The following is a 19,141-nucleotide window of genomic DNA, read 5'->3' as shown; positions in this document are numbered from 1 at the left end:
CAGTCTTTTAAAACGCTTTACTTTTATACATCTAAAATGTACTTTAAAAGAGATTGTTATCTTGAGAATGTTCTATTGAAATCATTTGCAAAAGTATTAGTTATTACGACTATGTTGCTGACCTTTATTGGTCAAGCGCTGGCGTATACGGCTATGCCATGCAATATGATGGATTGTGATCATAATAAATCAATGATGATGGACCACTCTTCAATGGACGATATGAGTAATATGGACCATAGCATGATGGGTGAACAATCTAGTGCTAACATCGACTGCTGCGACACTGATTGTGATTGCCCAACTCAAGCATGTTCATCGGTTTCAGTTTTTCACTCAGAATATTCTTTATTTAAAATTGAAGAATCTTCAGAAGCGATTAACTTTTTCAATTCTGTAACCCCCATTTCTTATAGTAAATCCCTTTACCGCCCTCCAATTATTACCTAATACAGGATCAGTGCATCTAAAATTTGACTGCACATATACCGCTAATAATCATATTGATTAACTAAGCGTATAACTCAATTCTTTATTAATCGTTTTAGTGTTGTTCACGCGTACTAAAGCTTATTCCAGATATTCTGGAGGGTAAAATGTTTGTAAATAAATCTCGCTTCTTATTTGAATCAGTAGCTGTAAATTCTTTTGGTTATACATCAAAAATAACCATGGTTTTACTTGGTGTGTTATTAAACTTATCAGTATCAAGCGTAAATGCTGAACAAGTGATTTCATTGAATGATGCTATTGAAAAGGCTCAAAATAACGATCCTTGGCTCCATGGAAACAAGTTAAAACAATCGGCTATTCAACTTAAAAGTATTGCCGCGGGAACACTCCCTGATCCTCAAGTGTCATTAAGTTTGTTGAATACTCCAACAGATACTTGGGATCTTGATCAAGAAGCCATGACTCAGCTGAAAGTGGGCGTTAGTCAAATGTTTCCACGAGGAGATTCTTTAGCGATCAGGCAATCAAAATTGAAGGTTGAGTCGCATAAATTTCCGTTGTTACGCGAAGACAGAAAAGCTAAGTTGAAAGCCCAAGTTTCGCAACTATGGCTAGATGCTTACCTTGCTCAAAAAACCATTGAATTAATTAATCACGACAAAGGGCTATTTGAACAAATGGCTGATGTGGTTAAAGCGAGTTATTCAACAGGGGTTGGCAAAACAAGACAACAAGATGTTATTCGTGCACAGCTTGAGTTAATACAGCTAGAAGATCGTTTAAGCGTGCAATATCAAAAGTTTGAATCGTTAATCGCCCAGCTAAACGAATGGTTACATAGTTACGATGAGAGCGATTCAAATTATGCCATTAATTTTGACGAACAAGCCGCAACATTTAAAGTTTCAAATACATTACCTGTTATTCGTTTAAATAACGCTGCTTTACTTAAAGAACTTCCATTTTCCCGAAATAAATTAGCTCAAGCGCTAGTTAATCATCCTTCTTTGTTGGTTATTAACTTATCACAACAAGCCGCTAAAAAAGACGTTGATTTAGCTAACCAACAATACAAACCTCAGTGGGGTGTTAATGCAAGTTACGCCTACCGAGACGATATGCCGTCAGGTATTGACCGCGCTGATTTATTCTCTGTTGGAGTAACGTTTGACGTGCCATTGTTTACTGAAAACCGCCAAGATAAAGAAGTCGCAGCGTCTATTGCTCAGTCTGAAGCGATTAAAACAGACAAACTACTGCTCACTAAAATGATGATCAGCAATATCGAAAAAGAAGTGAGACAACTAAAACGTTTGTCAGAACGCCAAACCCTTTATTCAACTCAACTAATAACCCAAACACATGAACAAGCTGAAGTCGCGCTTAGTGCCTATACCAACGATGATGGCGATTTTTCAGAAGTGGTTCGAGCAAGAATCACCGAACTTAATACAAAAATTTCCGCACTTAATATTGATATTGACGCGTTAAAAACGGTTACGCGCATTAATTACTTTTTTACTCAATCAGACATTGCTTCTGAAACAGTTAACAACTCAATGTCTGGAGAATAACCATGTCGTCATATACTAAAACTTTTATAACTTTAATCGTTGGTGTTGCTTTAGGAGCTGGCGCACTTAGTCTTTTTCAACCATCAATGTCACCTGAAAATAACAGTGAAGCCATGCAGTCAGCAGAAAAAGAACCTCTTTATTGGGTTGCGCCTATGGACGCTAATTACCGCAGAGACAAGCCGGGAAAATCAGCTATGGGAATGGATCTTGTTCCTGTCTATGCAGAAGATGAGTCTTCAGACGATTTTGGCCCCGGTGCGGTAAAAGTAGCTCCGCACGTAATTAACAACCTTGGTGTAAGAACCGCTTCCGTTGAAGTTAAGCGAATGCATACCGAAATTTCAACAGTCGGTTATGTTAAATACAATGAAGATAGCTTGGTGCATATAGCTCCACGTGTAGATGGTTGGGTTGAAAAACTTTTTGTTAAAGCAACAGGTAATACCGTAGAAAAAGGGCAGCCCTTGTATACCTTGTATTCGCCACAATTGGTAAACGCCCAAGAAGAGTTTTTGATTGCTTTAAAGCGAAATAACACAGCCTTAATCAAAGCGGCAAAAGCGAGATTAGAAACATTACAGATTTCACCTAACCTTATTAACTCATTAGAGAAAACGCGAGCGTTAACACAAAATGTTACTTTTTATGCTCCACAATCAGGTGTACTTCAAGCATTAAACATAAGAGAAGGTGCTTATGTTAATCCCGCAAAAACCTTAATGAGTATTGCTCAGCTCAATCAAGTGTGGGTTGAAGCTGACGTTTTTGAAAGAGATACGGCTTTAATCAAAGCAGGTTTAACGGTTTCGATGACCTTAGATTATTTACCCGGTAAAGAATGGATGGGAGAAATTGATTACGTTTATCCCACATTAAATGCGAAAAGTCGTACGCTGCGCGTTCGTTTAAGGTTTGATAATAAAAACCTTGAGCTAAAACCTAATATGTTTGCTCAAGTGGTTATACATGCCAATGGTGTTGAAAATACACTTTTAGTTCCTAAAGAAGCGGTTATACGTACAGGTAAACAAAACCGTGTGGTACTTGCATTAGGCGACGGTCAGTTTAAATCCATTGAGGTGATGATTGGACGAGTTGATCAAGAAAGCATTGAAATACTTAACGGGCTTAATGAAGATGATGTGGTAGTAACATCAGCACAATTTTTAATTGATTCAGAGTCGAGTAAAAATTCAGACTTTAAACGTATGACTCATGAAGAAATGCCAACTTCGGTTTGGATACAGGGTGAAGTCAATAATGTGATGAAAGACGCAGGTATGATTAATATAACTCACAGACCTGTAGAAGCTTGGGACTGGCCCGAAATGACAATGAACTTTGACCTTGCAGATAGCATAAACGTAGATACGCTACAGGCAGGACAATCATTACATTTTGAGGTGAGAAAAACAGATGAAGGTGGCAATGAAATAACCGTTATTCATATTATGGGTAAAGCCGAAGTTGAATCAGAACCAGACCATTTAAGTCATTAAGGTAGGGATAAATTAACATGATTGAAGCTATTATTAGATGGTCTATCGGCAATCGTTTTCTTGTTATTTTAGCAACGCTGATATTAATTGGTGGAGGCTTATATTCACTTAAAAATACGCCAGTTGATGCTTTACCTGATTTGTCTGACGTGCAAGTTATTATAAAAACAAGCTATACAGGGCAGTCGCCACAGGTGGTTCAAGACCAAGTCACGTATCCATTAACTACGGCTATGTTATCAGTACCCGGAGCAGTAACTGTGCGTGGTTTTTCCTTTTTTGGTGATTCCTTTGTTTACGTTATTTTCGATGAAGCTACAGACTTATATTGGGCGCGAAGCCGAGTATTGGAATATTTAAGCCAAGTGGCTCCATCTTTACCAGAAAGTGCTCGTCCGCAATTAGGACCAGATGCTACCGGTGTGGGTTGGGTGTATCTTTATTCACTTATCGATAAAACCGGTAATTTAGATATTAGCGAATTGCGTAGCCTGCAAGATTGGTTTTTAAAATATGAATTACAAACAGTTGCAGGAGTGTCTGAAGTTGCTGCTATAGGCGGTATGGTAAAGCAATACCAAGTACAGGTAGATCCTAACAAACTAAGAGCCTATAACATTCCGCTAAGCCACGTTCAAATGGCGTTAAAAAGGGGGAACCAAGAAACAGGCGCATCAGTGGTTGAAATGGCTGAAGCCGAATACATGGTAACCACAACAGGCTACATTAAAAGTATTGAAGATATTGAAGCTATACCGCTAGGGCTTACCGAGCAAGGTACACCGTTAAGTATAAAAGACGTTGCTCAAGTAGGAACAGGTCCACAAATGCGCCGAGGCATTGCAGAACTTAATGGTGAGGGTGAAGTAGTGGGCGGTATTGTTGTTATGCGATACGGCGAAAATGCTCAAAAAACCATTGATGGTGTTAAAGCTAAACTTACATTATTGCAAAAAGGTTTACCTGACGGCGTTGAAATAGTGACGGTTTACGATCGCTCTAAACTCATAGGTGAAGCGGTGAGTAATCTTTGGCATAAGTTGCTAGAAGAATTTATTGTTGTCGCGCTAGTTTGTATCGTATTTCTGTTTCATGTTCGTTCATCGTTAGTCGCTATTATTAGTTTACCTGTAGGCATACTTACCGCATTTATTGTTATGCATATACAGGGAATTAACGCCAACATCATGTCGCTTGGTGGTATTGCTATTGCCATAGGCGCTATGATCGACGGCGCAATAGTCATGATTGAAAACATGCACAAACACATGGAAAAAACACCGCTTACTAAAGAAAACCGATGGCAGGTTGTAGCAGAGTCAGCCAGCGAAGTGGGGCCCGCATTGTTTTTCTCACTCCTCATTATTACCGTATCTTTTGTGCCAGTATTTACGTTAGAAGCACAAGAAGGGCGCATGTTCTCGCCTTTAGCTTTTACTAAAACTTATGCCATGGCGGCTTCAGCGGCTTTAGCGATTACTTTAGTGCCTGTACTTATGGGGTATTTCATTCGAGGTAAAGTATTAGCTGAGCATAAAAATCCGGTGAATAAATTATTAACAACGATATATTTACCCGCGTTAAATTTAGTACTCAAATTCCCTAAATTTACCCTTGTTATTGCGCTTTTAGTGACTATTGTTGGTTTTTGGCCTGTAAACAAAATAGGCAGTGAGTTTATTCCGCCACTTGATGAAGGCGACTTAATGTACATGCCAACCACTTATCCCGGTATTTCTATTGGTAAAGCCAGAGAGTTGTTGCAACAAACTGATAGGCTGATTAAAACAGTGCCTGAGGTTGATACGGTATTTGGCAAAATAGGCCGAGCAGAAACAGCAACAGATCCAGCGCCATTAACCATGATTGAAACCATTATTCAATTTAAGCCTAAATCTGAATGGCGCGCAGGTGTAACAACGCAAAGTTTAAGAAAAGAGCTTGATGACTTAGTGAAGCTCCCCGGTGTTACTAATGCTTGGGTAATGCCGATTAAAACCCGAATTGATATGCTAGCAACCGGCATTAAAACGCCTGTAGGTATAAAAGTAGCAGGTGCTGATCTTGAGGTAATTCAAGATATTGGAAAGCAACTTGAAAAAATATTAATGAATGTAAGTGGCACCGCTTCTGTTTATTCTGAGCGTGTTGCTGGCGGTCGATATATAAAAGTAGATATTCAAAGAGAAAAAGCCGCGAGATATGGGCTAAATATTGCTGACGTACAACAAATTGTTTCATCAGCTATTGGTGGTATGAACGTAACACAAACGGTTGAAGGGCAAGAGCGTTATCCGGTGAATTTACGTTATCCACAAGACTACCGGAACTCACCTGAAGCGTTATCGCGCTTACCTATTGTTGCGCCAAATGGCATGAATATTTTATTAGCAGACGTTGCTAATATTATTATTGAAGATGGACCTCCGGGTATTAAGAGTGAAAATGCGCGTATTAATGGCTGGGTACTTGTAGATATTGAAGGCGTTGATGTAGGCTCTTATGTGGTTGACGCGCAAAAAATTGTGGCCGACCAACTTGTTCTGCCAGCAGGATATTCTATTGCTTGGGCAGGTCAGTATGAGTACATGTTACGCGCCAAAGAAAAACTCACTTACGTTGTGCCATTAACGCTTGCCATTATTATTGTGCTGCTTTACTTAAATTTTAGAAATTTTACTGAAGTTGCCATTATTATGGGGACCTTACCGTTAGCCATGGTTGGCAGTATTTGGTTAATGTACCTACAAGGTTTTAATTTTTCTGTCGCGGTAGGTGTTGGCTTTATAGCACTAGCAGGTGTTGCCGTTGAAATAGGTGTGATTATGCTGGTTTATTTAAATCAATCACTTAAAGCAATGAAAGAGCATTGTGTTGCGGAAGGTAGAGAGCCTAACGAAACGGATTTAGCCAAAGCGGTATTAGACGGTGCAGGCATGCGTGTTCGACCCGTAATGATGACGGCAGTAGCAATCATTGTTGGCTTATTACCTATTCTATATGGCACAGGCACGGGATCAGAAGTTATGAGCCGAATTGCCGCGCCTATGGTAGGTGGTATGGCAAGCGCTGTAGTACTTACTTTACTCGTACTGCCTGCTATTTATTATTTAACCAAGGTTTCAGCTTTTAGAGCAAACGCCAATAGCTAGAGGAAGTGCTATAGCGTTATTATATTTTTAATGAAAGGGTGGGAGTGGCTATAGCTAGATCCACCAAATGACTTCTAGCATCAGCAGTTAATTGTATTAGTGATGTACTAAAAACATTCGCAGCATAGTTGGGGTTGCTACTATAGGAGTCATAAAAATAGCAATACAGGTCATTCAAAAGGATAAATAACAGTTGGTTTTTATTCCTTTGTCGCTTATTTTAACTAACTATCATTTGTCTCTTATTGAGACATTATACGTTTCTAAAGTTTGGTGTTAATTAAATGTCAGAAGACGCTATAAAGCTTGCTACTAAATTACTTCAAAGTGATGATGATTACTTAAATACAGTTATAAGTCTTTGTCGAATTGGAAATAAAAAATATGGTCAATGTTGGAATACTGAATTTCATGTTTTTAGCGTAATTTCATCAGATACGGATCATTTACCTTTAAGGCATGTTAGAGCAAGATGTTCCGCTGAGTTTTTAGCTAAATCAGATAAAGAGCTAGCTGAAATTATAGAGTCTTACCGAGCTGATGTGGTAAGTGCTTGTAATCTAATCGTTAGTAGTAAAAACGAAAATCAAGTTAGCTGACCCCTTGATGTTCTAAGTTAGCTGACCCCTTGATGTTCTGATGTTCTAAATAAAGGTGGGGGATTTAACTATAGTGATTTGTATGTTTTTAGTGCATAGTAATTACACGTAATAGTTGGTCTTTTGGTTTATATTCAAGAGCCGCCACTACTCTTGTTGGATATCCACCGTCCAACCTCGGAATTTCGAGCATAATGTTAAACTTTGATACATCATACTCTGATGAATATGACAAATTATATATATAGCTTTCAGATATTTTTGAACGGATCAGGTTGGAAAGTTCATCTTTACTTAAAGCTTCAATGCCTGCTTTCTCAAGCTTGCCGCACTTATCAGATTTTAAATATCCATGCTTTGCTTCTTCAATTTCTACATTAAATTTATCTATTGGTAGTATCTGAGAGGATATTGCGTTCAATGAAAGTTCAGTATCTGATTCAAAGCCTTTAAAGACAGGTCTTTCAATTTTGTAACTTAAAAATACGTCAAAATAAACTGACTGGAGACTAAATACATCCATTCCAAAGTCTTCGAATGGATAACCTTTTATATTTATATTTTCTTTATTGGATCGATCATCCTCATGCCCCATAATCACTTTATTGCCATGCTTTAGGAAACTATTCACGAGTATTGTGGATAAATAAACTCTTGCTCTCGATGAGAATGTACACGGAATATAGCCCACATATGATTTAAAGCTAGAAAGAGATTTATTTATTCGTTCTAAACCTGCTTCAGTTAAATTGTTTATGTAAACGCAATACAGGGCGCTACCATGAACAAAATCTAAGTTTCTTGAAAGTAACAGAAATTCTTGGAGAGTCGAAAATATGAATTCTTGATCCTCTCCAACTAAGTCCCCGCACTGAATGCTATAATTTGATTTAGGATTCAAGAGTGGCAACAATTGCTTCATTACCTCATTCCCATATCCATAAGACACTATATCTTGTGTGTTAAAAATAAAACCTGCTTCAATTCTATCTGTTCTAGGAACCAATGCTGTTCGTAATTCCTGGTATTTGATTCCTTTGTCTTTAAGTACGTCGATAGTTGTGGCTACCATATTTTGTATTTCACGAAGCATTACATCTGGCGTAGCTCCAAAATAGTCTCGCATAGTTTCAAGTATTATGTGTCCACGGGCATCAACTGTATGGATAGAGGTACTCATATTCGTCCTTAAATATAAAAGCCCAAATAACAGGCTAAGTCATGGTTGACTAAAATCATGTAGCGAAGCGTAGCCAACTGTTACGTGTTGTTGATTTTCTTGTTAGATGCTTTCTCTCTGGATGCTATTATACCAATACCGCTTACAGCCATTACAGCTATAAGTTGTAGAATTAAACGCTCAATATCAATTTTAACACCGTATTGGCGTTTAAAAGATATAGGACTTGGAGGTTCTGCAATAAAACTGTATCCCAGCGGAGATTCTGAATAGGTACTTTTGTTCGAAAAAGTTTGAATCCAAGGCGGAAATAAGCAAATACCAATAATTAAAAATAGCCCTAGAACAAATACTTTTCTCTGCTTAGAATTTAGATTCACACTCAAACCCTTTTAGGTTGCTAACAGCTCATTATTGAGACTTCTCACTAATGTCCGTCTCATAAAATTAATTTATTATTGCTTAATATTCCATAATTTCAATGAATTAGAAACAGTAATATTTCCAAAATAAACTCTTATTGAATATTACTGAGACTTATTAGTGATTTATACTTATAGAATGGTTATTAAGTACTTAATTTTTAATGGGTTAATTTGTGAGTGTTAATGTATCTCAAGTTACGGGTTGTTACGGATACTTCTCAGTAATAACCGACTAATGAGGTTGACACTGCTTTTATCTTACCTAACCCAACTTTGGATTATCTACACTTTTGCATTTACTGTGTGCTTAATGGTGAAATGATAAATAGCCGCGAGCAGTAAACAAATAACGGCGGGAAATAACAGCGCAGAAAACTCAAAATAAGCGAATAAGTAAGTTCCTAAGGTTCCACCTAAAACAAATCCTAAAATAATAAAAATAAATAGTTTTGCTTTACCTTTGTCGAATGGTTTTCCTTTCAGGGCTGAACCTAACATAAGTCCTAAATCTGTAAAGATACCGGTTAAATGCGTTGAGCGTATAATAGCTCCGCTATAACTTGTGGCAAGAGCATTTTGAACGCCACATGCTGCTGTGGCGGCAAATAGTCCGTAAAAAGAATGATTGGTTAATAAGAAGTATGCGATAAATATCAATATAGATTCTGCAACTAAGCAAACATCATAATTGCGTCCTATTTTAAGGGTGCTTGAATGCACAATAAAACCAGACAAACTTGCACCTAAAAGAAACGATATTAATATACCTAATAATTGTAGCGAGGCGTGTGTTGAGCCATTAACCCAAGTGGTTCCTACCAGTGTAACGGTACCTGAAACATGAGATACCGATTGGTGTTCAAAACCCAATAAACCTATCGCATTTATGCACCCTGCAACGAGGGCTAAAATAAATGCGCTGTGTTTTATCCACTGGGGTAACTTATTTATCAATGCTTTACCTGATATTAATTAAAAAAGTAATTAGCCAATAGTATCGTTAATACATAACCTAAAGTATAGGCGGCAAGTAATGCTGGAATGTAGCGCATGTAAGACATAAACGTAATTTCTTTCATTTTGCTCATGGCAATAATACCCGCGGCAGATCCTATAACCAGTAACGAACCACCTACACCCACTGCATATGTTAATGCTAACCATTGTGGAGTATTAAGTACAGGTGTTGCTTTTAATAAGGCCGCGGTTAAAGGTACGTTGTCTAATAATGCTGAACCAATACCTGCGAAATAGCTTGATATATTAGGATCGAAGTTGGCATATATTTGAGCAACAAGGGTTAATATTCCAATTTCTTTTAACATACCAACAAGTAATAAAATTCCTAAGAAAAACAATAAAGTGTCGTATTCTATTTTACGTATGTATTCTAATATTTGGGTTTCTTCGGCATCGTTTCTATAAATTCTGCCGATTAAAAACATGAGTGATAAGCCTGTTAAAAAGGTAAGTACAGGTGGAATGCCATACAGAACATTCATTAGCATGGTCATTACTATTGTGCCAAAAAATATAACAGCGATATAAATATCAACGCGTTCGTAGTTATTAGGAATAGATTCAGTAATCACTTTTCCTCTGGCTCCTTTTGATAGTAAAGCGGCTAAAAACATGACACTGGCTAAAGAAGGTAAAAGTAAGAGAAATAATTGCGACATTTTTACATGGCCATCTAAAAATATCATTAGTGTAGTAACGTCACCTGTTATAAGCGCTACACCGCCTGAGTTAACCGCGAATACAATTAAAATTGCCATTCTAAGCTTAGTTTTTTTAGGTAAGTTAAAAGATTCTAATAATGTTAATGAAACTAAGGTTGCGGTTACGTTGTCGCAAATTGCAGAAAGAACTAAAGAAAATATAGCCACAAGAAACATTAAGGCTTTAGCGGAAATTTCAGCGGGAAATAAACGCTGAACCGCCATTTGTATAATACCTTTGGCATTTAAATAGGCGACAAAGGTCATGGTAGACATAAGAAACAGCCATAGTACGGCTATTTCTAAAAGGTTTTCGTTGAGCTGGTGAGTGATAAGTTTATCGTGACCCGGTGCGGCATTCATAAATAAAATAAGCCATGAAATACAGCCTAAAAAAAGTGTGGTAGTTGCTTTGTTGATATGAGTAACTTCTTCAAAAACAATACTTAACAGTGCAAGTAAGGCAATGAAAATAAGGATGTATTCTAGCATCGGGGTTCCAGTAGTTTTTACAATAGTGTTAGTTAATAAAAATAGTGCGGTATATAACAAAAGAGGTGCGAATATTATTGGCACCTCTTCTTAGTTGTTAACGGATATACGTTAATAGTAATGGGTATTACATAACAGCTTGAACCTTTTCAAAGATACGACTAAAAGAAGTCGCGGTATTAATTTCAATAGGTAGCTGTAACTTGCGTGCTATATCGCTTGATGAAATTACGCCTCTGATATGGTGATTTTCTTTATCTATTACTAAACAATGACGTAACCCGTAATTTTTTAGCGTATTGATTACATTATTAATATTCGATTTCTTAATATCGCTATAAGAAAATGCATGTAAATCATTACGAGGTATCATCATATCTTCAACGGTGATTTCTTCTCTTATTGCTCCGTTGAATACTTTTTGCATTATGTGGCGCTCTGTTAACTCTTTAGTACTTATTACGCCTAAAAATTTTGAATTTTCAGATACCACAATTTCCATTTGTACATGAGATTTTTGCATTAACTTTAATGCGTCAGTGGCTAAAGTATTTGCTTCAATCACTAATGCTTTATGTTTTTTAAAGTCAGTAAAAAAATCAGTCGCGGGTGAAAGTAATGTCATTTCGATGAATTGATCGGGAGATATAATTTCGTCAACTAACTCTAAGTTATGTAATGTTAATTTTTTCATGAGGTATTCCTTAATAATCTTTTTAAAATCAGCAATCGAGAAACAGTTATGTTGTATCGAAATTGCTTTTTTATTTTTAAAACAACAGCTTATTAGCTAAAAATTTGTATTTTTTTAGGTGAGATTATAAAAATTATTGTTGAGATCATTAACATCACTTAATTGCATTATTTGTGGTTAAAACAAATAATTTTTAAACGTATTAATAAGTCTAATTTTTATAAAACAAAAATTTAGGAATATAGAGGAGGAGCGCGTTGTTGTTTAAAAGTTAAAATATAATTAAGAAGGAGGGAGTTACTCTGTGTAGAAACTGGTTTTTCGTTAGTTTTAGGTAATGCGTGTAAACCTAAATAGAATAAAGGCGGTTTAGCTTTTATATCTAATTCATGCTCGTCTTCTGGAGGCGTGTCTAAATTAAATTGAACATTAATATTGCTTGCATTATTTAGGTCAACATCAATTCGCTCATTAGATAATGAGAGACTTGAGATAATTAATAATGATAGCGAATATAAAAGTTTTAACATCTTAATGCTTTTATTGTTGAGTTACTTTCTATTATATAGGGTGCATTCGATGGCTTTCCAATAGAATTTCGTATTTATTTTCAATTGTTGGTAAGTATTTGTGTATTTTCAAATTTATACCATTGGTTTTCATACGCTAAACAACCCCATAATACATGGGCTAGAGCTATTTCTGCGAGTAATATATTGTCTTTTGTGTTGGTGAGTTTTTTACTCTCTGAATCGTATAAAAAATTCATTGGTTTTTTTTGTGGTTGTAAAATCGTCACTTCATTGTTTTTCATATAGGCAAAGTTATCAGCGTATTGCATCATGGCTCTTCCTGATGCTTCTTTTTGGTTAAGATCATGGCCTAACATAGGTGATGTATTTTCAATGCCTATTAACGAAAGCAGAGTGGGCGCTAAATCTATTTGACTTATCACTCTTTCGTCCATTCTTGCGTTTTTACCTGAGTTGAGTATAACGCCAGGAATATGAAAGTTTTTAATAGGCACTAAATCATTACCTAATGCTCTTGCGTCATGATCTGCCACAATTAAAAAAACCGTGTCTTGCCAATAAGCTTGTGTTTTGGCTTTGGCTATAAATTTTCCTAAGGCATAGTCAGCATATTGAATAGCTTTATGGCGAGATAATTCTTTTGCGTTGTAGTGTTCTTTTTGATCTTCAGTATATTTTATTGGGGTAACAACATTGTCTGGTATTTCAAAAGGGTCGTGATTACTTGATGAGAAGATAAAACTAAAAAAGGGCTTATTTGATTGATGTAATTTATTCAATTCAATGTCGGCTTGGTTAAATAAGTCTTCATCACTTGCTCCCCACGAACCAACAAATTTAGGTTTTTCTATATCGTTAAAGTCAACGATATCGGTAAAACCATTACCTAAGAAGAAGCTTTTCATATTATCAAAATGGCTTTCACCACCATAAATAAATTGTGTCGCGTAATTGTTAGCTTTTAATAAATTAGCAATGGTAAAAAAGTTACTTTGAGATTGATCTAATTTTACAACAGCTCTAGCAGGGGTTGGAGTAAATCCGGTAATAACCGCTTCAATGCCTCTAACCGAGCGAGTACCTGTGGCATACAAGTTTTTAAAGGCCCAAGCATTATTGCTGAGTTTATCTAACTCTGGTGTAAGTGGGAGCCCACCTAAAGAAGAGACAAATTGTGCGCCTAAGCTTTCTTCAAGAATAATAACAAGGTTTTTGGGTTTACCTTGATAAACCGGTAAACGGGTATTTAATGAGGGCTGATCGGAAGATTTAAAAGTATTAGTTGCTAGCCCGGTTTCATGTCTAATTATTTCTATAGCTTTAGATTGCTCCATTTTTCCATACATTTTAGCTGCATTTTTCTCGTCTCCAAGTTGTTTAAAGGCATGAGCCACACTGTACATAGAGTTAAGTGTTAACGAGTTGATTAATGGGTCTGTTGAGTAATAAACGAAAGAAGGATTTATAGGCCTATGACCAAAAGTACCACGAGCAAATGAAAATAATACTAATAACAATACAACAAACGAAATAGCTGATGAGGCGATGTTATTTTGCGTAGGATTATTTTTTTGTGCAAGGATATTGGTAAATACTTTTAAACAAATTTTACAAGGCAGTATAAGCAAAACGAACACAATAATTAATGTGATTGAATGCCCATTAATAAGCATTTTCATTACTTCGTTAGGGTATGCTAAATATTCTATAAACAAGCGGTTAGGACGAAACCCGTATTCAATAATAAAGGCTGGCGTCGCTAGTTCAAAAAATAAAATACTAATAAATATTACAAAAAATATTACGTTAAGTATTTTTAACCACAGGTAGTTTTTTTTGAACAGCGCCATTACCCAAGGATGAATAATGGCCGGAATAATTAACAGGTAACCGATAGTACTTAAATCGATTCTGATACCACTTAATAAAAGCGTGATAAAAGATTGAATGGTGTCAAAACGGTCAAACTGCCAGAGTCCTAAGCCCAGTCTAGAAATAAACAAGGTAAAAACTAGTAACAAGGTAAACAGTAAAAAAGGACGTATTAAGTAAAAAGCAGTAGTAAGCATTGTATTGAATATCTTTAAATAAAACACAATGCTTACTTTAAATAACGAAACTTAAGGATTACTTAACTGAAACTGATATTTAGCTTGGAAAAAAGAGCAGAAATATCAAGATTAAGGACTTATAGTAATATCACCGCCCAAATGCTTGCCGCGATTATCATACTAATAAAAACTGCCGCAGATCCTAAGTCTTTCGCTAATCCTGATAGGTGATGTATTTCTAATCCAACTCGATCTACAACTGCTTCAATCGCTGTATTTATGACCTCAGTAAAAATAATAAAGAGGATAGATAAAATTAAAACAACTTGTTCTTTATAGCTAATATTAAAAAAAAATGTGGCGGGTATAGCTGCAATCAGTAGGAGTATTTCTTGCTTAAAAGCTGATTCGTTTTGATATAACCATTTAAATGCTCTAAAAGAATTTAACGAGGCAAGATATATGCGTTTTAAGCCTTTTGGCTTGTTTTTATTATCAAACACTAGTTTATTCTCTCTTGATTTAATTTGTTAGTAACAGTCGTTCGTGCAATAGCTATTTGCGATTTACAATGTATAAAAGGGTCGTTGTTAGGATGATAAGTTTTAGTTCTAATAGACATCATGCTCAGTACAGTATCAAAAATATTATCGTGATTAAGCGCTTGTTGAGATATTCCATCAAGACAATTTAGGCTGAAGTCTGTTTGTTTGTCATCATTCCAGTAAATCATAGGAACATGAGTTTGTTCATCAGGCGCAAATGCGTAAGGTAAACCATGTAAATAAGCACCTTTTTCACCTAACGACTCACCATGATCAGAAACGTATAACATAGACGTTTCAACATTTTCAGCTACTGCCAACGTATCTATTTCAGCTATCACCTGTGAAAGCACATAGTCGGTATAAGCGATTGTATTATCGTAACTATTAACCAACTGTTCATGCGTGCAATTTTGAATGTCGCTTCGCTGGCAGTCTGGAGTAAATACTCGTTTATTTTTTGGGTATCTTTTGAAATACGTGGGGCCATGGGAGCCAATCATATGGAGCACAATTAAAGTATTTTCATTGGTTAAGTTATTCAGCTTTTTTCGTAGTGGTTGAAGTAAAGCTTCGTCGTAACAATATTCGCCATCACATAAAGGGTTGCTTTTATCTGTTGGTATTTGTTCAGATGGAACTCGAGTACAAACGCCTTTACAGCTACCGTTATTGTTGCTTATCCATAGCACGTCAGCTCCAGCTAATCGTACAATATCAATCACATTTTGTTGCGATATGGCTCTGCGTTTATCGTAATTGTTTTTATTGAGTCTTGAAAACATGCATGGTACTGAAACAGCAGTAGCTGTACCGCAAGATGTCACGTTAGAAAACGACACAACACCTAATTTATCCGTATATTTATTGGTTTCTTTTTTATAACCGTTTAAGGAAAAACTTGTTGAACGAGCGGTTTCTCCTAACACTAAAACTGTTACATGTTTTTTATGGTTGGTTCGTTCAATGGATGGTGTTGTATCTAATACCTGAAATTTAAGTGGTGGGTAAAAGTAATGATTTCTAACAAACTTGAATGAAGCATCAAACATTTTATAAGGTGTTATATAGCTAATAAGATCTTTGTTGTTTCGCCCGACAGAAGCGTAGTTAGAAGAAAATAGACAACCAATAATAACGGTAACCATTAGGCTTACACTGAGTAGCTTTATACGAGCCAGTAACTCTTTTACAAAAGGTTTATACGTTAATTGAACGGTGTAAATTAACCAAGCTGGAATAACCGCAAATATGAGAAAAAAAACAATAGCGTAAATATTTACATAAGAAAGGGCTTCGGCGGTATCTGTTTCAACCGTGTTTTGTACCATGCCATAATCGAAAACAATACCATAGGTAACAGTTGCATAAAAAATTAAAGCAGCACATACAACCGTTAATATTAAAACGCATTTAGTTATCCACCGAAAGGCTACTAGCCCTTGAATTATAAGGATTAAACACAGTAAAAAAATAGGGAGTGATAATAAAAACCAAATATTGTAATTATTTAATGAGGTAATAGCTGTTGAAACTTTGATTAAAAATGGCAGGTTTAATATCAGCGCAATATAACTGCAAGTAATTAATAACAATTGGTTAGTGGTTAATTGGATCTGTTTAAAATAACGAATAATGTTTGTCATTGTATAAGTCTTAAAATGAATGTTTAGTGGTAATACGAAATTCAACGCTGTTTACATTGCTGTCTGACGTTACTGGTAAAACACCTTTTACTCAGTGTTTTTATTTTATTGAAGCAAACTTAAGATAGACTTAGCCTAAACAGATAATTAGCCTAGATTAACTTGTTTGAGTGGAAGGGTAAGAGAAGGTTGGTTACTTTGCTAACTTTCACTAGTTGAACAACCACATTTGTCGTGGTGTTGGCATAAGGTAAAGTTTTTAACATGTGCATAGGAAATGATTAAAGCACCTAGTGTTGTCTGATATTATTATCTTATTATTATCGATATAAGTTTTGTAATACTTCGTTTTTCAATACAAACCAATCTAATCGTGTTGTGAACGTCGGCGTATTATTACGCCGACTTAAATAAAACGAACGAAGAGTTTTTATTAAAATGAATATTTCACACTCGCCTTAATTGATCGCGGCGCGCCGGGCATTGTCCATTCTTCAAAATACGAATTAGCGTAATACTCTTCACCAAGTAGATTATCGATGTTGATGGTCAAATCTAAATTGTCGGTTAAGGTTGCGTTGGCAAATAAGTTTACTAGTGTGTAGCTAGGTAGTTCATAGTCTTGCTCAAGAAAGTCACCTAATTGAGTACCAACGTATTGAATGGTTAAGCCGACGCTACCTTCATAATTTGCAATTTCAGTAAAATGACGAAGCATAATGCTACCGCTGTGTTCAGGTACGTTACCTAAACGAGCACCTTCTTCTATGACATAAAAATCCCATAATTTTATTTCTTTTGAGTTTTGCGCGTCAACATAAGCGTATGACATTGAAGCAACGGTATTAGGTGCTAGCTTATAAGACATATCAAGCTCAACGCCCTCACTTTCGGCTGCACCTAACGCTTCAGTAGAGCCATCACCATTAGGGCTACTGGCTAGAATGTTAGACTTTTCTGTTGTGAATATTGCTGCTGTACCGCTGAAGCCTTGCGTAGGAAGATCCCATTTAAAACCAATTTCATAAGATTTACTTTCTTCAGGATTGTGACCCTTTCCATTGGCATCTACACCTGAGTTAGGACGAGCACCTTCTGAGTAGTTAGCGTAAATACGTGTTTCATCTGATACTTCATAAACTAGACCAAAACGAGGATTAAAGTAAGATTTAGACACGCTGATTTTAGTGTTGTTTGTTAATCTATTGGTGATGTCTTGATCAAAATTGTCGTATCGCATGCCAAACATGACCTTCCAATCAGCTGACAGGTTAATTTGATCTTGTAGGTAGATCCCTTGACCACTTTGCTCTTCAAGATCAGAAGTATTATCAATCATGTTAGGAAGAGTATCTCGATACACTGGATTATCGTAGTCGATTGCATAATACGATGAATCACTCTCTGGGCTATCTGCTAGTGCGGTATTATGGCGATAGCGTAAAATTGTGCGATCTAATTCATAATCATAAGCATCAGCACCAATCAGTAGGTTGTGTTCTAAACCGAATAACTTGCTTGAACCACTCAATTCGAAGCGACCAGAAAGATCTTCAGCATCGAAGTCGCGGTAACGACGTTGGCGAATAATAGAGTTACTATCGGCATCATACCAACGCGGTTCTGAAACACTGCCTTCAAAAGAGGATGTTCGATAGCTTAAACCTGCATTAATTGCCCAGTCGTCAGATAAATCATGCTGAAATTCTAGTTGATGGCCTATGGCTTTAATTTCTACTGGTCCATCAGCAGGTTCGCCATAAAAATTTGAATCTGAGAATGTTTTACCTTCAACAAACACAACACCGCGATCCATATCGGCTTCTTGGTTTAAATATTCCAGTTCATAGCTTATGAGTGTGTCATTACTTAATTTATAGAGAAATGATGGTGTAAGGACTGTCTTTTTCTTGGTGACGGTATCTCGGTAGCTTTCAGCATCTTCATAGGCTCCATTGATTCTGAAAGCAAGATCATCAGTTAATCCTGTGGTGAAATCACCTTCAGTGCGATAAGTGTTAAAACTACCCGCAGTTAGCTTGATATAGCCTTCTTGATTAAACTGTGGCTTTTTCGTGGTAATGTTAACTGTACCTCCGGGTTCTCCTCGTCCATAAAGTGCAGAGCTTGGGCCTTTAAGCACCTCGATTAATTCAACATTAGAAATATCACGGTTTCCACTAAAGCCTCGCCCTGCGCTAAAGCCATTAATCAAATAAGCTGAAGGTAAGTTTTCATCGCCGGCAAAGCCACGAATTGCAAACATATCCCACAAACCGCCGAAATCATTTTGCCTTGTTACACCGCTTACTAATTCAAGTGAGCTTTGTAGGTTAGTAATACCAGCAAGTTCCAACGTTTCAAAAGGTATTGTAGCGATAGATTGCGGTAGATCTTTTGTTGGCACATTTCCGCGATAAGCTTGGCGTAACCCCGTTACTTCGATGCGTTCAACATCCTCTTTTATTGTTTTTTTTACATCAGCGCCTTGAGCGGTTAATGGCAATGATAATGCAACACAGATACACAGACTTAACGGTTTTATCTGTCGATTGAAAGGGGGGCATTTCATGT

At 36.5% G+C, this 19,141-nt stretch carries 15 protein-coding genes; 5 read left to right on the top strand and 10 right to left on the bottom strand.

The features are described 5' to 3' along the window. Positions 1-75: 75 nt before the first annotated feature. From ACM9HF_RS10035 to ACM9HF_RS10015, 5 genes are all read left to right on the top strand, one after another. Positions 76-450: a hypothetical protein gene (locus ACM9HF_RS10035; protein WP_473618215.1), complete on the top strand. Its 375-nt coding sequence runs from the start codon at positions 76-78 to the stop codon at positions 448-450. Positions 451-596: 146 nt separating this feature from the next. After that, on the top strand, positions 597-2,027 hold the full coding sequence (locus tag ACM9HF_RS10030) for a TolC family protein (RefSeq protein ID WP_473618214.1): 1,431 nt from the start codon (positions 597-599) through the stop codon (positions 2,025-2,027). Between the two features lie 2 nt (positions 2,028-2,029). Next, complete coding sequence (locus tag ACM9HF_RS10025) at positions 2,030-3,529, top strand: efflux RND transporter periplasmic adaptor subunit (protein WP_473618213.1); 1,500 nt, start codon at positions 2,030-2,032, stop codon at positions 3,527-3,529. Between the two features lie 17 nt (positions 3,530-3,546). Then, on the top strand, positions 3,547-6,681 hold the full coding sequence (locus tag ACM9HF_RS10020; RefSeq protein ID WP_473618212.1) for an efflux RND transporter permease subunit: 3,135 nt from the start codon (positions 3,547-3,549) through the stop codon (positions 6,679-6,681). A gap of 284 nt (positions 6,682-6,965) precedes the next feature. After that, positions 6,966-7,280 carry a hypothetical protein gene (locus tag ACM9HF_RS10015; protein WP_473618211.1) on the top strand — a complete coding sequence of 105 codons (315 nt, stop codon included), beginning with the start codon at positions 6,966-6,968 and terminating at the stop codon, positions 7,278-7,280. 88 nt (positions 7,281-7,368) lie between these two features. Here ACM9HF_RS10015 and ACM9HF_RS10010 read toward each other — a convergent pair whose 3' ends face one another. The 10 genes from ACM9HF_RS10010 to ACM9HF_RS09965 form a co-directional block, all read right to left on the bottom strand. Then, positions 7,369-8,460 carry a hypothetical protein gene (locus tag ACM9HF_RS10010; RefSeq protein WP_473618210.1) on the bottom strand — a complete coding sequence of 364 codons (1,092 nt, stop codon included), beginning with the start codon at positions 8,458-8,460 and terminating at the stop codon, positions 7,369-7,371. A gap of 80 nt (positions 8,461-8,540) precedes the next feature. Beyond that, entirely contained in the window at positions 8,541-8,840 is a 300-nt protein-coding gene (locus ACM9HF_RS10005) for a hypothetical protein (protein ID WP_473618209.1), read from the bottom strand. Positions 8,841-9,167: 327 nt separating this feature from the next. After that, complete coding sequence (locus ACM9HF_RS10000) at positions 9,168-9,839, bottom strand: YoaK family protein (RefSeq protein WP_077340891.1); 672 nt, start codon at positions 9,837-9,839, stop codon at positions 9,168-9,170. A 14-nt stretch (positions 9,840-9,853) separates the two neighbouring features. Beyond that, positions 9,854-11,098 carry a sodium:proton antiporter NhaD gene (gene nhaD, locus ACM9HF_RS09995; protein WP_473618208.1) on the bottom strand — a complete coding sequence of 415 codons (1,245 nt, stop codon included), beginning with the start codon at positions 11,096-11,098 and terminating at the stop codon, positions 9,854-9,856. Between the two features lie 127 nt (positions 11,099-11,225). Continuing rightward, positions 11,226-11,792 (bottom strand): CBS domain-containing protein, encoded by a 567-nt coding sequence (locus tag ACM9HF_RS09990; protein WP_473618207.1) that lies wholly within the window; start codon positions 11,790-11,792, stop codon positions 11,226-11,228. 233 nt (positions 11,793-12,025) lie between these two features. Further along, entirely contained in the window at positions 12,026-12,322 is a 297-nt protein-coding gene (locus ACM9HF_RS09985; protein WP_473618206.1) for a hypothetical protein, read from the bottom strand. An 80-nt stretch (positions 12,323-12,402) separates the two neighbouring features. Continuing rightward, positions 12,403-14,394, bottom strand: coding sequence for an LTA synthase family protein (locus tag ACM9HF_RS09980; protein ID WP_473618205.1), 1,992 nt, complete (start codon positions 14,392-14,394; stop codon positions 12,403-12,405). 119 nt (positions 14,395-14,513) lie between these two features. Beyond that, positions 14,514-14,879, bottom strand: a complete 366-nt coding sequence (locus ACM9HF_RS09975) for a diacylglycerol kinase (protein WP_473618204.1) — start codon at positions 14,877-14,879, stop codon at positions 14,514-14,516. Beyond that, the gene (locus tag ACM9HF_RS09970; protein ID WP_473618203.1) at positions 14,879-16,567 is read right to left on the bottom strand and encodes a phosphoethanolamine transferase; all 1,689 of its coding nucleotides are present in this window, start codon (positions 16,565-16,567) and stop codon (positions 14,879-14,881) included. The genes ACM9HF_RS09975 and ACM9HF_RS09970 overlap by 1 nt, the downstream gene beginning before the upstream one ends. A 433-nt stretch (positions 16,568-17,000) precedes the next feature. Next, entirely contained in the window at positions 17,001-19,139 is a 2,139-nt protein-coding gene (locus ACM9HF_RS09965; protein WP_473618202.1) for a TonB-dependent siderophore receptor, read from the bottom strand. Positions 19,140-19,141: the final 2 nt, after the last annotated feature.

Source organism: Colwellia sp. RE-S-Sl-9, assembly GCF_048296855.1.
Classification (GTDB): domain Bacteria; phylum Pseudomonadota; class Gammaproteobacteria; order Enterobacterales; family Alteromonadaceae; genus Pseudocolwellia.
Note: the sequence above shows the minus strand (reverse complement) of the source record. Positions and strands in the feature narration are given on the sequence as shown.

Excerpts from the sequence above, each read along its gene's own strand:
- nhaD (WP_473618208.1), bottom strand. The coding sequence starts at position 11,098 with ATGCTAGAATACATCCTTATTTTCATTGCCTTACTTGCACTGTTAAGT.
- ACM9HF_RS09965 (WP_473618202.1), bottom strand. The coding sequence starts at position 19,139 with ATGAAATGCCCCCCTTTCAATCGACAGATAAAACCGTTAAGTCTGTGT.
- ACM9HF_RS09990 (WP_473618207.1), bottom strand. The coding sequence starts at position 11,792 with ATGAAAAAATTAACATTACATAACTTAGAGTTAGTTGACGAAATTATA.
- ACM9HF_RS10015 (WP_473618211.1), top strand. The coding sequence starts at position 6,966 with ATGTCAGAAGACGCTATAAAGCTTGCTACTAAATTACTTCAAAGTGAT.
- ACM9HF_RS09970 (WP_473618203.1), bottom strand. The coding sequence starts at position 16,567 with ATGACAAACATTATTCGTTATTTTAAACAGATCCAATTAACCACTAAC.
- ACM9HF_RS10010 (WP_473618210.1), bottom strand. The coding sequence starts at position 8,460 with ATGAGTACCTCTATCCATACAGTTGATGCCCGTGGACACATAATACTT.
- ACM9HF_RS09985 (WP_473618206.1), bottom strand. The coding sequence starts at position 12,322 with ATGTTAAAACTTTTATATTCGCTATCATTATTAATTATCTCAAGTCTC.
- ACM9HF_RS10020 (WP_473618212.1), top strand. The coding sequence starts at position 3,547 with ATGATTGAAGCTATTATTAGATGGTCTATCGGCAATCGTTTTCTTGTT.
- ACM9HF_RS09980 (WP_473618205.1), bottom strand. The coding sequence starts at position 14,394 with ATGCTTACTACTGCTTTTTACTTAATACGTCCTTTTTTACTGTTTACC.
- ACM9HF_RS10030 (WP_473618214.1), top strand. The coding sequence starts at position 597 with ATGTTTGTAAATAAATCTCGCTTCTTATTTGAATCAGTAGCTGTAAAT.
- ACM9HF_RS10025 (WP_473618213.1), top strand. The coding sequence starts at position 2,030 with ATGTCGTCATATACTAAAACTTTTATAACTTTAATCGTTGGTGTTGCT.